The sequence below is a fragment of the Streptomyces sp. NPDC091972 genome, assembly GCF_044756385.1.
Taxonomy (GTDB): domain Bacteria; phylum Actinomycetota; class Actinomycetes; order Streptomycetales; family Streptomycetaceae; genus Streptomyces.
In genome coordinates this window covers 262,281-276,557 of record NZ_JBIVSV010000009.1, presented here as the reverse complement: position 1 = coordinate 276,557, position 14,277 = coordinate 262,281, and the positions used below count along the sequence as shown (strand labels likewise).

15 protein-coding genes are annotated in these 14,277 nt (G+C 70.2%); 7 read left to right on the top strand and 8 right to left on the bottom strand.

All coding sequences use genetic code 11. The features are described 5' to 3' along the window. Positions 1-51 precede the first annotated feature (51 nt). The 3 genes from ACIQJT_RS26675 to ACIQJT_RS26665 are packed head-to-tail and all read left to right on the top strand — an operon-like array spanning position 52 to position 2,850. Positions 52-1,101, top strand: a complete 1,050-nt coding sequence (locus ACIQJT_RS26675; RefSeq protein WP_402647555.1) for an aldo/keto reductase — start codon at positions 52-54, stop codon at positions 1,099-1,101. Next, positions 1,098-1,817, top strand: a complete 720-nt coding sequence (locus ACIQJT_RS26670) for a DUF998 domain-containing protein (RefSeq protein ID WP_402647552.1) — start codon at positions 1,098-1,100, stop codon at positions 1,815-1,817. The genes ACIQJT_RS26675 and ACIQJT_RS26670 overlap by 4 nt, the downstream gene beginning before the upstream one ends. 10 nt (positions 1,818-1,827) lie before the next feature. Continuing rightward, positions 1,828-2,850 carry an SDR family oxidoreductase gene (locus tag ACIQJT_RS26665; protein WP_402647549.1) on the top strand — a complete coding sequence of 341 codons (1,023 nt, stop codon included), beginning with the start codon at positions 1,828-1,830 and terminating at the stop codon, positions 2,848-2,850. 90 nt (positions 2,851-2,940) lie between these two features. Here ACIQJT_RS26665 and vanX read toward each other — a convergent pair whose 3' ends face one another. Genes vanX through vanH form a run of 3 tightly spaced genes read right to left on the bottom strand, consistent with a single transcriptional unit; the run spans position 2,941 to position 5,550 of the window. Further along, a complete protein-coding gene (gene vanX, locus ACIQJT_RS26660) occupies positions 2,941-3,549 on the bottom strand; it encodes a D-Ala-D-Ala dipeptidase VanX (RefSeq protein ID WP_402647546.1) in 609 nt (202 codons plus the stop codon). Next, positions 3,546-4,586: a D-alanine--(R)-lactate ligase gene (gene vanA / locus ACIQJT_RS26655; RefSeq protein WP_402647543.1), complete on the bottom strand. Its 1,041-nt coding sequence runs from the start codon at positions 4,584-4,586 to the stop codon at positions 3,546-3,548. Before vanA ends, vanX begins: the two co-directional genes overlap by 4 nt. Next, positions 4,579-5,550, bottom strand: a complete 972-nt coding sequence (vanH, locus tag ACIQJT_RS26650) for a D-lactate dehydrogenase VanH (RefSeq protein ID WP_402647723.1) — start codon at positions 5,548-5,550, stop codon at positions 4,579-4,581. The genes vanA and vanH overlap by 8 nt, the downstream gene beginning before the upstream one ends. Positions 5,551-5,778: 228 nt before the next feature. On the opposite strand from vanH, the gene murF reads away from it, so the two are divergent. Next, on the top strand, positions 5,779-7,122 hold the full coding sequence (gene murF, locus ACIQJT_RS26645; protein ID WP_365464184.1) for a UDP-N-acetylmuramoyl-tripeptide--D-alanyl-D-alanine ligase: 1,344 nt from the start codon (positions 5,779-5,781) through the stop codon (positions 7,120-7,122). A 96-nt stretch (positions 7,123-7,218) separates the two neighbouring features. Here the strand turns inward: murF and ACIQJT_RS26640 are convergent, their stop codons facing one another. The 4 genes from ACIQJT_RS26640 to ACIQJT_RS26625 all read right to left on the bottom strand — a co-directional run bounded on the left by ACIQJT_RS26640 (position 7,219) and on the right by ACIQJT_RS26625 (position 10,482). After that, positions 7,219-8,325 carry a lipid II:glycine glycyltransferase FemX gene (locus ACIQJT_RS26640; RefSeq protein ID WP_402647721.1) on the bottom strand — a complete coding sequence of 369 codons (1,107 nt, stop codon included), beginning with the start codon at positions 8,323-8,325 and terminating at the stop codon, positions 7,219-7,221. 336 nt (positions 8,326-8,661) lie between these two features. After that, positions 8,662-9,591 (bottom strand): anti-sigma factor RsbA family regulatory protein, encoded by a 930-nt coding sequence (locus tag ACIQJT_RS26635; protein WP_402647540.1) that lies wholly within the window; start codon positions 9,589-9,591, stop codon positions 8,662-8,664. Beyond that, positions 9,588-9,884, bottom strand: coding sequence for an STAS domain-containing protein (locus ACIQJT_RS26630; RefSeq protein WP_365464175.1), 297 nt, complete (start codon positions 9,882-9,884; stop codon positions 9,588-9,590). The genes ACIQJT_RS26635 and ACIQJT_RS26630 overlap by 4 nt, the downstream gene beginning before the upstream one ends. A 136-nt stretch (positions 9,885-10,020) precedes the next feature. Next, complete coding sequence (locus ACIQJT_RS26625; RefSeq protein WP_365464172.1) at positions 10,021-10,482, bottom strand: Lrp/AsnC family transcriptional regulator; 462 nt, start codon at positions 10,480-10,482, stop codon at positions 10,021-10,023. Between the two features lie 77 nt (positions 10,483-10,559). Here ACIQJT_RS26625 and ACIQJT_RS26620 point away from each other — a divergent pair, with 77 nt between their 5' ends. From ACIQJT_RS26620 to ACIQJT_RS26610, 3 genes are all read left to right on the top strand, one after another. Beyond that, positions 10,560-11,777: a Glu/Leu/Phe/Val dehydrogenase dimerization domain-containing protein gene (locus ACIQJT_RS26620; RefSeq protein WP_402647536.1), complete on the top strand. Its 1,218-nt coding sequence runs from the start codon at positions 10,560-10,562 to the stop codon at positions 11,775-11,777. A gap of 4 nt (positions 11,778-11,781) precedes the next feature. Further along, positions 11,782-12,135 carry a VOC family protein gene (locus tag ACIQJT_RS26615; protein ID WP_402647533.1) on the top strand — a complete coding sequence of 118 codons (354 nt, stop codon included), beginning with the start codon at positions 11,782-11,784 and terminating at the stop codon, positions 12,133-12,135. A 303-nt stretch (positions 12,136-12,438) separates the two neighbouring features. Then, on the top strand, positions 12,439-12,642 hold the full coding sequence (locus ACIQJT_RS26610) for a cold-shock protein (RefSeq protein WP_053846898.1): 204 nt from the start codon (positions 12,439-12,441) through the stop codon (positions 12,640-12,642). 157 nt (positions 12,643-12,799) lie between these two features. Here ACIQJT_RS26610 and ACIQJT_RS26605 read toward each other — a convergent pair whose 3' ends face one another. Continuing rightward, the gene (locus ACIQJT_RS26605; RefSeq protein ID WP_365464162.1) at positions 12,800-13,759 is read right to left on the bottom strand and encodes a LysR family transcriptional regulator; all 960 of its coding nucleotides are present in this window, start codon (positions 13,757-13,759) and stop codon (positions 12,800-12,802) included. Between the last annotated feature and the right edge of the window lie 518 nt (positions 13,760-14,277).

The window sequence follows — 14,277 nt, the reverse complement described above, 5'->3', positions numbered from 1 at the left end:
AGTTCTCCACTACGTTATCTGGAGAGCTCTCCACATACTTTAAGGAGCGTCATGCAATACATCAAGCTCGGCACCACCGGCCTCGACGTGTCCCCGATCGCGATCGGCGCGATGACCTACGGCGAGCCCGACCGCGGCCACCCCGTCTGGTCGAAGGGGGAGCAGGAGGCACGCCCGCTCATCAGGCACGCCCTCGACGCGGGCATCAACTTCTTCGACACCGCCAACATGTACTCGAACGGCTCCAGCGAGGAGATCCTCGGCCGCGCGCTGAAGGACTTCGGCGACCGCGACGCCGTGGTGATCGCCACGAAACTGCGCCACCCGATGCGGCTCGGGCCGAACGGACGGGGGCTGTCCCGCAAGGCCGTCATGACCGAGGTGGACCACTCGCTGCGCCGCCTCGGCACCGACTACATCGACCTCTACCAGATCCACCGCAACGACCACTCCACCCCCTGGGAGGAGACGCTCGAAGCGCTCAACGACCTCGTGAAGGCCGGCAAGGTCCGTTATCTCGGCGCCTCGTCCATGCACGCCTGGGAGTTCGCGAAGGCCCTCAACCTTCAGAAGCAGCACGGCTGGGCACGGTTCGTGTCCATGCAGAACCACTACAACCTGCTCGCCCGCGAGGAGGAGCGGGAGATGATCCCCCTGTGCCTGGACCAGGGCGTCGGCACGATCATCTGGTCGCCGCTGGCCCGCGGCCGCCTCGCCCGGAGCTGGGACGACGCCCGCTCGACGGCACGCTCCGAGACCGACGGAGCCTACGCGGACCTGCTCTACTCGCCCGCGCAGGAGGAGTCCAACCACGCGATCGTCGACGCGGTCGGCCAGGTCGCCGACGCCCACGGTGTCAGCCGCGCACAGATCGCCCTCGCCTGGCTGCGCAGCCGGCCCGTCGTCACCGCTCCCCTGGTCGGGGCCGGCTCGATCCGGCAGATCGACGAAGCCGTGGCCTCCCTCGACATCGAGCTCACCGACGACGAGGTGCGCGCCCTGGAGACGCCGTACACCCCCCGCTACGACTGGCAGGGTGTGTCCGACGAGGCCGAGATGGAGGCCATCCGTCGGCGCGTCCCCGGCATGGCTCTGGCATGAGCCCCGTCGTCCGCTCCGGCGCGGCCGCCCGCGCCGGAGCCCTCCTCATCCTCCTCGGTCCGCTCGTGTCCTGGACCGCCGAGTTCGTCACCGCCGCCGCATGGCAGGACCCGCCGTACTCGCCCCTGCACAACTGGGTCAGCCACCTCGGACTGACCGGCCCGCCGCAGACCGCGTTCGGCCAGGTCGCCAACTCCCCCCTGGGCGCCGTCATGGACACCGGCTGGGTGGTGTACGGCGTCCTCCTGATCGTCGGCGCGTTCCTCGTGTTCGACCCGCGCAAGGGCGTCCGCCCGGCCCTCGTCCTGGTGCTCGCCGTTCTCGCCGGCACCGGCGTCTCGCTCGTCGGCGTCTTCCAGGGCTCCAACGCGAACGTCGGCAACGGCCTGATCCTGTTCCACACCCTCGGCGCGCAGGGCGTCATGCTCAGCGGGAATGTCATGGCGATCGTCGTCGGATCCGCCGGGGACCGCATCGGCCTCAGCAGGGGCCGGTCCCTCGCAAGCGTCGCACTCGGCACCGCCGGACTGCTCGCCTTCCCCTTCTTCATGGCCGATGTGCTGACCGGCTGGATGTGGAACGTGGGCATGTTCGAGCGCGCCGTGATCTACCCCATCATGATCGGCCACGCGCTCCTCGGAAGCAGCCTGGCCGCCGCCCAACGGCGTCGGGCGGCCCGCCCGCTGACGCCCCACGACACCCGACTCGCGAGTTGAGGAGACACACATGACACGAGTACTGGTCACCGGAGGGACGGGCTTCGTCGGGAGCTGGTGCGTGCTCGCCCTCCTCGACGCCGGGCACACCGTCCGCACCACCGTCCGCGACCCGCAGCGTGAACCCGCACTGCGCTCCTGGCTCCACGCGGCCACGTCGTTCGACGACGAGCGCCTCACCGTCGTACGCGCCGACCTCGAACATCCCGACGGCTGGGACGACGCCGTCGCCGACTGCGACTACGTCCTGCACGTCGCCTCACCGACTCTGCGCCACGCCCCGGCCGACGGCGACGAGTTGGTGGTCCCGGCGCGGGAGGGCGTCCTGCGGGTGCTGCGTGCCGCACGCGACGCCGGCGTGCGCCGGGTCGTCCTGACGAGCGCCTTCGGCGCCGTGGGGATAGGACATCCGCCGCGCTCGACCCCGTTCACCGAGGAGGACTGGACCGACGTCGTCAGCGCCATCCCGCCCTACCAGCGGTCCAAGACGCTGGCCGAGCGCGCCGCCTGGCGGTTCGTCAAGGAGGAGGGCGGCACTCTGGAGCTGGCGGCGGTCCATCCCGTCGGTGTCCTCGGGCCCCTCCTCGGTCCCGACGACCCGCCGTCCCTGCGTCTCGTGCGCAGGATGCTCGAAGGACGGGTACCGGCGTGTCCTCCCTTCGGGATGGGCTTCGTCGACGTCCGGGACGTGGCCGATCTGCACCTGCGCGCGATGACCGATCCGGCGGCCGCCGGCGAACGCTTCCTCGCGATCGCCGGGCACAGCCTGCGTGTCCTCGACATCGCGCGCATCCTGCGCGAGCGCCTGGGCGAGCGCGCCGCGAAGGCCCCGAGCCGTGAACTGCCCGTACCGCTCGCCCGCGCCCTGAGCATCGTGAACCCGGAACTGCGGCTGCTGCGACACCAGTTGGGCCGGGATCTCGATGCCACCAGCGTCAAGGCCGAACGGCTCCTCGGCTGGCGGGCCCGTCCCATCGAGGACACCGTCCAGGACACCGCCGAGAGCCTGCTCGCCCACGGCATCGGAAGCTGACGGATGTGTCGGTTCCCGTCCCGGTCCTGGCCGTCGTCACCGGGTCCCCCGCGGCCCGGGGACTGGGACGGGTGGGAGAAGACGTGACCCCTACCGGACGGGAAAGTCGAAGTAGGTGTCGGGATACGGCTCACCTCTCAGCGTGTAGTGCCACCACTCGTACGCGTACGAGCTGAAGCCGCAGTCCTCCATGAGGGAACGCAGCAGTTCACGGTTGCGTGCCTCTTCCTGCCCGATGCCGGTCGCTCCGTGATGGGATCGGACATCCATCAGGTCGTGTCCCCCGCCCATGGGGGCGAGTTCACCCGTGTCCAGGCGATACAGCGTCACGTCGACGGTGCTGCCCCGGCTGTGCCCCGAACGGGTGGCCACGTATCCCTTCGCGAACATGTCGGACCGGTCGATGTTCGGATAGTGCCGTGCCTTCGTCCGGCCGTCCTCCGGCTGTCGTGACCAGCGTACGAAGCAGTCCACGGCGCGTTGCGGCCGGTAGCCGTCCCAGAGCAGCAGGCCGAAGCCGAGGGCACCGGCCTTGTCCCGGGCCCTTTCCAGGGCCGCGCACAGGACCCTCGTGCCGGCGATGCGGTTGACGAGGTAACCGTCCACCGGTCTGCCGGTGAAGTTGTCCCAGGTGGCGTACTTGGCGTCCCAGCGTATGCCGGGCACGAGTTCGTCCACGAAGGCGAAGTCCTCGTTCATCGGACGTCCGTCGGCAGTGCCAGCGCCACCAGCCGGTCGATGACCTCGCTGAACGGAAGACCTGCGGCCGCCATCATCCTGGGATAACGGCTGTACGAGGTCATACCGGGAAACGTGTTGACCTCGTTGAGGACCACCTGGCCGTCCTCCGTGAGGAACATGTCCACCCGTGCCAACCCCCGGCATCCCAGGGCCAGGTAGACGGCCTTCGCCCTCTCCGCGACGAGGGCGCGCGCCTCTTCCGGGATGTCGGCGGGAACGATCGCCACGGAGTTGTCGGAACCGGTCTCGGGCCGGTCCTCCTGGTGGATCCTGAAGAAGCCGTGGGAGAGCGCGATGTGGTCCACCTCCCCCGCGATCAGCTCCTGACCGTGCCCGAGGACGGCGCACCCGATCTCGCTGCCGTCGACGGCCTCTTCGACCAGCACCTTCGAGTCGTACTTCCGGGCGGTCTCCAGCGCACCGGGGAGTTCCTCCTTCCCGGACACCTTGGTGACTCCGAAGGACGACCCCGAACGCGCCGGCTTCACGAACACGGGGAAGGTGAGCAGACCGGGGTCGATGCTCTCCTCCCCCGTGACGGTCCAGTGCTTCGGCGTGGGGATCCCCACGCTCGCCGCGACGAGGTAGGCGAGGGACTTGTCCAGGCACAGGGCCGAACTCTGGATGTCGCAGCCGGCGTAGGGGATGCCGGAGAGTTCGAGGAGCCCCTGGATCGCGCCGTCCTCACCGAACTTGCCGTGCAGCACGGGCAGTACGACATCCAGGGTGATCGTCTCGTACCGCCCCTGGTCCAGGACGAGCAGTCCGCGGACGCTCCGGTCCGGTGACAGCACGGCCGGGCGGGGGTCGCCCTTCTCCCAGTCCGCGTCGGGCCCCGTACAGAGCCTCCAGTCACCGCTCCGGGTGATCCCGACGAAGAACGGCTCGTATTTCTCCATGTCGAGATTCCGTGCGATCTCCCGCGCCGACTTGAGCGAGATCGGATGCTCCTCGGAGATCCCACCGAAAATGATGCCGACCTTCAGCCTAGCCACGCCGACTCCTTCTCTCGTATTGCAGACAGTTGGCGATCGAGTTTTCGACCATGTCGATCAGGGCGTGCTCCGTGTAATACGCGGTGTGCGGAGTGACGAGCACGTTCGGCATCTCCTGAAGCCGCAGGATGGTTTTGTTCTCGATGGGTCTGTCGCGGCAGTCTGAGTAGAAGATTCCTTCTTCCCCTTCGACGACATCCAGCGCCGCACCCCCCAGACGACCGCATTCCAGAGCCCGGACGAGGGCGTCGGTGTCGACAAGGGAGCCGCGCCCGGTGTTGACGACGAAGGCACCGCGCTTCATCCGTTCGATGCGTTGCCGGTCGAGGAGATGATGTGTGTCCGGGGTGAGCGGCGCGTGGAGCGTCACGATGTCGCTCAGCCGCAGCAGGTAGTCGAGCGAGACGTGGTCGGAGGACTGTGCGGGGCGACGGTCGTGGGAGAGAACGCGACAGCCGAAGCCGCGCAGTCTTTCCACAACAGCCGTGCCGATGCGCCCCGTTCCTACTACCCCGACGGTCAGGTCGCGCAGTTCCTTTCCGCGCACGTCGTTCAGCCGGTAGTCGTGGCGGTCCGAGCGGCGGACCGTGGTCTTCGCGCCGCGTACCGCCATCAACATCAGCATGAGGGTGTAGTCGGCCACGCTGTCGGGCGAGTAGGTGACGTTCTCGACCGAGATGCCGATGCCCGCCGCGTAGGCGACATCGATGTGGTCGCAGCCGATGCTCCGCGTGGATATGTAGGTCACGCCTGCTCGTTCGAGGGCGCGCAGTACGGAACGGCTGATACGGCTCTTGTGACCTACGCTGATGCAACGATTCCCCGACGCCAGGTGGACATTGGCTTCGGATACGGCCGCTTCCGTGATGGTGGGTGTGACACCGTAGCGGAATGCCGTTTCCCGGAAGAGTGCTGCCTCGTCCGGCCCGCATCCGTACACGGTGATACCCGACGCTGGTTCCATCGAGGAGGGCGACATAACCGGTGACCGGGGCCGGCCGACCGTATTTCGGCCTGATTCGCTGTGGGTCATGCAGCCAGTCAAGTTGACGATCTGTTGCCGAGGCGTATGAGGTTTTCGATACGCCGGCGATATGCAACAGGCGGCTAGCGTCGAGCACATGACCATTCTGACCGCCCTTTTGATTCCGCTTTTCCGGCGCCCGCTCCTCCGGACCCGTGAGGCCCGGGCATGATCCCGCTCAGCGTCGGTGAGATCGCCTCGATCGTCGGCGGGACGGTCTCGGGGGACGGTTCGGTGAGGGTGACGGCCCCCGCGGTCCTCGACAGCCGGCAGGCCGAACAGGGCGGCCTCTTCGTCGCGTTCGCGGGTGAGCACGTCGACGGCCACGACTACGCCGGGCAGGCGGGCCGGGCAGGCGCCGTGGCCGTCCTCGGATCCCGGCCCACGCCGCTGCCCACCGTCGTCGTCGGGGACACCCGGGCCGCGTTGCAGGCCCTCGCCGCCCGTGTCGTGGGCCGGCTGCGCGACGGGCTGACCGTTCTCGGGCTGACCGGCTCGCAGGGGAAGACCAGTACCAAGGACCTGCTGGCGGCCGTGCTGTCGAGCACCGGGCCGACGATCGCCACGTACGGCTCGCTCAACAACGAGCTGGGGGTACCGCTCACCATGCTGCGCGCCGAACCGTCCACCCGGTTCCTCGTGCTGGAGATGGGGGCCCGCCACGTCGGCGACATCGCCCGACTGACGGACCTGGTCGCCCCCGACATCGCCGTCGTCCTCAACGTCGGCCAGGCCCACCTCGGCGAGTTCGGGTCCCGCGCGGCCATCGCCAGGGCCAAGGGGGAACTCGTGCAGGGGCTGGCGCCCGGTGGTGCCGCGGTCCTCAACGCCGACGATCCCCGGGTGGTCGCGATGCGCTCGCTCACCGACGGGCCGGTGCTGACCTTCGGCCGGGCGGAACACGCCGACGTACGGGCCCTCGGGCTGACTCCGGACCGGCTCGGTCGTCCGTCCTTCACTCTGCGCACCGCCGATGCCTCGGCGCCCGTCTCCCTCCCGCACGTGGGCGTCCACCAGGCGCTCAACGCGTCGGCTGCCGTGGCGGCTTGCCTGGTGGCCGGCATACCTCTCGCCACCGCCGCCGCGGCCCTCGCCACCTCCTCGCTGTCGAGGTGGCGCATGGAACTGCGCGAACTCTCCGGCGGGGCGACGCTGCTCAACGACTCCTACAACGCCAATCCCGAGTCGACCCGCGCAGCCCTGGACGCCCTGGCCGTGATCGAGGGCGGACGCCGTATCGCCGTCCTGGGCGAGATGCTCGAACTCGGCGAGGACAGTGCGGGCATGCACCGTGCCGTCGGTGCGTACGCCGCCACCCGGGCCGACATCGTGGTCACGGTCGGCGAGGGGGCCCGGCCGATCGCCGAGGGGGCCGGCCGGCGGGCGGTGGCACTGCCCGACAACGGCGCGGCCGTCGGCTGGCTGCGCGCCCGGCTTGCCGCCGACGACGTGGTGCTCGTCAAGGCGTCCCGCGGGGCCCGTCTCGACGAGGTGGCCGCCGCGCTCGCGTAGTACGGCGAGGCAAGCCGGCCGAGCGCGCCACCGACGTCCTTCACACGTCCATGGGCGGGGCCGGCCACTGGGCCGGGTGCACCAGGGGAACCGGCCTCAGCGGCTCCGCCGCTTGATGTACAGGTCGAAGGCCCGGTAGACCAACGGCCGCAGTGGCAGGTCCCATTCGCCGACGTACCTCACCGCCCGGCCACCGGTGCCGACCTTGAACTGGATCAGCCCGACGTGCGGGTCGTCGGGGTCCAGGGTGGGCGTGATGCCGCGCAGGTCGTACACGTCGCAGCCCGCCGCCAGCGAGTCCCGGATCATCGCCCACTGGCAGGCGTTGGAACCGCGCACCTCCCTCTTCCGGGTCGAGGAGGCGCCATAGGAGTACCACGCGTGGGCACCCACCCGGACCAGGACGGTGGCGGCGACCACGTCACCCCGGTGCCGGGCCAGGTAGAGCTTGATCCGCTCGGGGTCCTCCGCCTTCAGCGCCGTGAACATGGTCGCGAAGTAGCTCAGCGGCCGGGGTGTGAAGCGGTCGCGCTCGGCGGTGTGCACGTACAGGTCGTGGAACACCTTCAGGTCGTCATCGACCGTGACCTCGACCCCCTCCCTGGCCGCCTTCTTGATGTTGCGGCGCCAGAGCTGGTTCATGCCCCGGAGCACGTCGTCCTCGGTCCTGCCGGCCAGGGGGACCTCGTACTTGAACTGCGGATGCCCGACACCGAAGCCGTTCTCGGGGCTCTGCGGCAGCCAGCCTGCGTCCCTCAGCCGACCTGTCACGCGGGTCCCGACCGGGTCGGCCCACTGCCCCGGCATGTCGGTGAGCCGCCTGATGCCCGGATCGGCGATGCCCGCCTTGACCTGGGCGGCGCTCCACGTGTCGGTGCGCACCGGCGGGCCGATCCGGATCGCGAACGCGCCCTGAGCCTTGAGCCGGGCCGCCAGCGGGTCGAGCCACGCGTCGATGTCGTCGGTCCAGTCGATGACCGGGCCCTCGGGCAGATAGGCCAGCGTGAAGCGGTCGAGCCTCGGCACCGGGCGGTGCAGGACGAGCCCGGCGCCGACCAGCCGTCGGCCGTCGTACCACCCGAGGGACTCGCCGCGCCACTCGGTTTTCACGCGGGCCCACGCCGGGGTCTGCAGGAAGCTCACCGACCGCTGCGTCCGTACGAACGCCAAGTGCTCGGTGGCGCTGATCGGCACGACGGTCAGCCTGCCGCCCGTCGCCCCGGCCCCTCGGTGAGGCGTGGTGCGACTCACCGGCCCGCCACCCTCGACTCGGTGTGCCCGGACGGCACGTCGACGCACCACTGGGCAGGGACTGCCGTACACGACGATTCACTGTGGAACATGCCGCCATTGAAGGCGGCGCGGTGTTGCCGACCCGTATGCGGTTTTCGATACACCGCCGATATGCGTCACTGCACAGCGACGCTGTGCGCCAGTGCGCAGCAGCGGGACAGCTCACCGAGCCGTCCGGGAGAGGCTGGACATGGGCCCCCGTCCGAGACCCTCACCGACGAGCCCGCCACCCCGCCCTACGACGCATCAGTGGCGCCCGATGTAACAGCGGATCGCCGTCCCCTCGGGACCGGTGTGTATGCGTACCAGGTCGGCGACGGTGTGCACCAGCAGCAGGCCCCGGCCGCCGAGCGTGTCCCGCTCGGGTGGACGGCGACCGGCGAGCGGATCGTCCAGGCGCCCGTGGTCGCGCACCTCGCACACCACGTGGTCGTCCTCGGCCCACATCCGCAGCGTGCCCGAACCCCCGCCGTGCACCACGCTGTTGGTGGTCAGCTCGGCGACGATCAGGGCCACGTCCTCCAGGCGGATCCCGGAGAGACCGTGCCCCGTGGCCTGTTCGACCGCGAACCGCCGGGCTGTCGGCAGTTGGCCGGCCTGGAAGACGAGTTCCTCTGCCGCCTCCGGCTGCTCCAGGGGCTGGTTGTAGCGTGCGACCACGTCCTCGGGGGCGTAGGCCGCGCTGGGCCGTTCCTCGCCGCCGGAGATGACCACGGGATGGGTCTCGTACGCGTCGGTGAGCGCCTGCTCGTCGAGGCGGTCGGCGTCGTAGGGGCACAGGATGGTGACGTCCCGCCCCTGGAACGCCGGGTTGATCAGGGCCTCGTGCTGGACGCACGCCGGGTACTCCACGGTGCTGCGGCCGGCCCAGATCGGCTCGCCGATGATCCGCACCCGCTTCTGGCGGTGGGTGTCCGCGAAGGCGCGCAGCACCCTGGGGATGATGCGTCCGGGGTTGCGCCCCGCCTCGGTCATGTCGAGGAACCGCACGTGGGCGACGTCGTCGCCCAGGGCCGCCTGGAGGAGGGCGAGGTTCGGCCCGGGCACGGCCACCGCCACCGGTTCCCCGGCCTCCAGGCCGTCGCGGATGAAGGGCACCGTGCCGTGCAGGTACTCCTTCTCGCCGCGGTAGAACAGGGCGGGGTGAACGAACGGGTCGCTGCCGGGCTTCATCATCGCCCCATCACCTCGACAGTGAGCAGGTCCGGCCAGAACAGGTCCAGAACGCGCCGCAGGGTGGCAGGCGGCTCCTCAAGCACGATGCGTCGCCCCTGCGCCAGGCCCTGGGCGGTCATCGCCAGGGCGGAGACGCCGGCGACGTCGACGAAGGTGACCGCGGACAGTTCCAAGTGGCACGTCTCTTCGTCGCTCCGGGCAAGGCGGCACAGCGTCTGTTCCCAGGCCGGGCGGGTGAGCAGGCTGACCTCACCGGCCGCCTGCCAGCCCGGCCGGTCCGTCAGCGGCAGCACACGCAGGCCCCTGGGCGCACCCGGTGGTACCGGCGGCGCGTCCGCCTCTCCTGCACTGTCCACCCCGTCACCCCTGGTCCCCACGTCCTGCTGCCCAGTATCGCCTACCCGGGGCAGTGTAGGCGGTGCCGGATTCTCAGTCGGACGAGAGAGGTGCGAGCACCTGGTTGTGGGTGTGCTGGTAGATCACCGAGGTACGGAACCCGACGACCTCGCGGCGCGCGGTGAACTTGTCCATGAGGAAACCGTGCAGGTAGTCGACGCTGGGCGCGGAGACGTGCACGATCATGTCGTCGCCGCCGGTGACGACGTAGACCGTGGTGACCTCGGGCAGACCGGCCGCGTAGCTCTTGAACGCCTCGATGACCGCCCGGCTGAGAGGACGGATCTGGAAGTGGATGAGCGCCTGGACGTGGCGGTTGAGCGCGGCCGGGTCGACGGCGGCGTGATAGCCGGTGATGACTCCGCGGGCGCGGAGGGCGCGGATGCGTTCCAGGCATGTCGACGGGGCGATGCCGAGGGTGCGGGCGAGGTCCCGGTTGGTCTGCCGCGCATCGCGTTGCAGATGCTCGATGATCGCCGAATCAAGTTCGTCCATGCCGCGATTATGACCTTCGCACCGAATTTCGTTCGGCCGACGGCCGTAACCGTTGCCAGAACGGCTAGCTTCACCGCATGACAGCCGCACTTATGGAAGCCCTGGACCTTGACGTCCCTGAGCCGACACACGAGCTCGTGCAGGTGGTGCGCGGCCACCGCAGTGGCCTCGCGATCACCGTCGCCGTCCACTCGACCGCGCTCGGCCCCGCCGCCGGCGGGTGCCGGATCGCCCACTACCCGGTCCCGGCGTCCGCGATCACGGACGCCATGCGGCTGGCGGCGGCGATGACCGAGAAGAACGCGCTGGCCGGACTGGACCACGGCGGCGCCAAGGCGGTCGTCGCCCTGCCCACCGCCACCCGGCCGACCGGAGCGGAGCGGACGGCTTTGCTGCACGACGTCGGTGACGCGATCGAACTGCTCGGCGGCCGCTACATCGCGGGACCGGACGTGGGAAGCGCCCCGGTCGACATGTCCGTGATCGGCGAACGCACCGCGCATGTCTGCTGCCGGCCCGTCGAGGACGGCGGCAGCGGTGATTCGTCCGTCCACACCGCACGCGGGACCCTCGCGGCGCTGGGCGCGGTCGCCGACGAGGTCTTCGGCTCACCGGAGCTGGCCGGCCGGACCGTCGGGGTCGTCGGCCTGGGCGCGGTCGGCGGGCACGTGGCCCGGCTGCTGAGCCGTGCCGGAGCGCGGCTCGTCGTGACGGACGTCGACCCCGCCACCCGCCGCCTGGCCGAGGAGGTGGGGGCGACCTGGGTGGAGCCGGGCGACGCGCTGACGGCGGAGGTCGACATCCTCGTCCCGGCCGCGCTCGGCGGCCTCCTGACCGCACGTACCGTTCCGCTGCTGCGGTGCGCCGCCGTCGCGGGCCCGGCCAACAACCAGCTCGACGAACCGGCCACCGCCCGTCTCCTCGCCGCACGCGGCGTCCTCTGGGCCCCGGACGTGGTCGTGAGTGCGGGAGGGGTCATCCACGCCACCGGTGTCGAGCTGCGCGGGGAGTCCGAGGACCGGATCGCGGAACGCCTCTCCGGCATCGGGGCGACGCTCCGCGAGGTCTTCGACCTGGCCCGGGCCGATCGGACCACCCCGGCCGAGGCGGCCACGGAACTCGCGCGGCAACGCGTTCACCGGGGAGCCTCGTACCCCGCTCACGGCGCGGTGGTGCCCCGGTCCTCCCCGACTGCCCCACGACGACAGCCCGAGCCGTCGGCACAGCGCACCACGAGCGCTACGAACGCTCCGAGCCCTACGAGCCCTACGAGCCCTACGGCACAGGAGAACTGACGACATGTCGAACCACTGGATCGGGGTCACCATCGACTGCGTGGACGTGGAACGGACCGCGGCCTTCTGGAGCGCGCTTCTGGATCGCCCGACCATGCCGTCCCGCCCCGGCTGGGTCTATCTCGGCCGCCCCGGCGACCCCCAGCCCCGCCTCAACTTCCAGCCGGTCACCGGGCCGAAGCGTGACAAGGTGCGCCTGCACCTCGACGTCGGGGTCGACGACATCGACCAGGGCATCGCCCAGGTCGTCGCGCTCGGTGGCCGCTCCACCGGTGAACGGCACGACTACGACGAGGGCGTGGTCGTCGTGATGGCCGACCCCGAGGACCACGAGTTCTGTCTGGTCCAGTACTACTGACCGGCACCACGCCTCGGCATGGGTCCAGGCCCTCGTCGGCACGGTCAGCGCTGTCGTGACACCGTGCCCTAACACCGAACCCGCGCCTCGGCAACGCGGCCGGTCGAGTGGTGAGCCGGGCGTGGCCTCAGTAGCGGCGGCCACTCGGCGGGTGTAGCGTCGTGATCCAGCAGTCGTGGTTCCGAAGTCCCGTTCGCCCGTGATCGCCTCACGGGCGTTCTTGCGTGTAGCGCCTCTCCGGACCAGGGCGATCACCTCCGGGCGCGCAAGGTGCGGACCCGGTTTCCCTCTAAGGAGACGGCCATGGCCAAGGGCACTGTCAAGTGGTTCAACAGCGAGAAGGGCTTCGGCTTCATCGAGCAGGAGGGTGGCGGCCCCGACGTCTTCGCCCACTACTCCAACATCGCCGCCCAGGGTTTCCGCGAGCTGCATGAGGGCCAGACGGTCGAGTTCGACGTCACCCAGGGCCAGAAGGGCCCGCAGGCGGAGAACATCCGCCCCGTCTGATCGCACCACCGCGGCGAGGCCCGGCATCCCGCACTCCGGGCTGCCGGGCCTCGCCGTACCCTGACCCATTGCCGTTCCCGCCGCCGCAGGACGGCCCAAACGGTCGTGAGGCAGCCCTTGTTGACCTCGATGGCCCCGGGTCAGGTCCTCTGCCGCGTCACGCGTCGGACGCGGAGTCGGGAGCCGGGCCGGCGGGCCGCTGGACTGTCCGGCGGGCCGCCTCGCGCAGGGCGGAGACGGCCGGGTCGTCGCGGTTGTCGGGCAGCCAGGCCAGTTCGGCCGTCGAGAGGCCCAACTCCGGGCAGTCGACGTAGGTGAGGCCGGCGCGCGGGTACAGGCGGCGGGCCGCGGCGGGCAGGAAGGTGATCGCACGCCCCTGGGTGACGGCGAGGACCATGGCCTCGGTGTCTCTGACGACAGGGCCGAAGCGGACCCTGGTGCCGTCGGGGCGGGGATTGACCGTCAGGTGGTTCCACCATGAACGGGGCACCTCCGGTGGCATGTCGACGACCGTGCGGTCGGCGAGGTGGTCGAGCGTCAGGGTCTCCCGGTCGGCGAGCGGATCGTCCGCGGCCAGACAGACCACCCGCGCCTCGGACGCCAGGTGCAGGGACTGGATACCGCCGGGCAGCGGGCCACGGAGGAAGGCGGCGTCGACCTCCCCGCTGAGCAGGGTGCTGAACATGTCGACGAAGGTCAGGTTGCGGACCTCTGTCTCCAGGTCGGGATGGCGAGCGCGGAGGTCGGCGAGGATGGCCTGTGCGTACGGCATGGCGGCCTCGGCCCCGAGGCTGCCGATCCGCAGGAGCCCGCGTGCCGCGCCGGCGTGACGGTCGGCCGCCTGGCGCAGCCGGTTCATGGCGTCGACCGCGGCGCGGGCCTCCTCGGCCACAGACCGGCCGACCGGGGTGAGCCGCACGTTCCGGCCCCGGCGTTCGACGAGTACGACACCGAGGCGCTGTTCCAGGGACCTGATCTGCTGGCTGAACGCGGGCTGGGTGACGTAGACCCGGGCTGCCGCGCGCCCGAAATGCAGTTCCTCGGCCAGGACGAGAAACAGCCGAAGTTGGTGGAGACTCGGCTCTCGCTTGCCACTGGATCCGCCACCGGTACTCATAACCGAAAGGTTATCGACAAGACCGTCATCCTCTTCTTCCTCTCGGCTTTCCATGACAGGCCCACTCCATCAGGATCTATGGGGCCGTCTTGGCCGACGGATCAGGATGAGCCGGACGATTCCCGGCGGGCTCCGCCTGCCTGCGGATCTCGGACCGCTGGAGGAAAGCGGATGCGGCGGTGCACGCGGGCGAGGACGGTCGCGATCCCGACCGTGTCGTCGTCGAACGCGGTCGCAGCAGGCCCCTACGACGCCGACGTCCTCCGGTGCGGTGGTCCCCGCCATCAGTAGGTCCCGGACCTCGGTGCCGAACGTGCCGCGCGCGGTGCGCCGTTCGGCCCGCCGTACTCACCCTGGTCGTCACAGCACCGGGCGGTTCAGGTGTGACCGGCCCGGCGCCACGGTCGCTCTTTCTCCGTGTCGACCCTCCACACCGCCCTTCCCGAGGAGTCACTTGCTTCGTATCCACTTCGGCTGGAGCGATCTCGAGAACGTCCGGATCGCTCAACAACCAGATC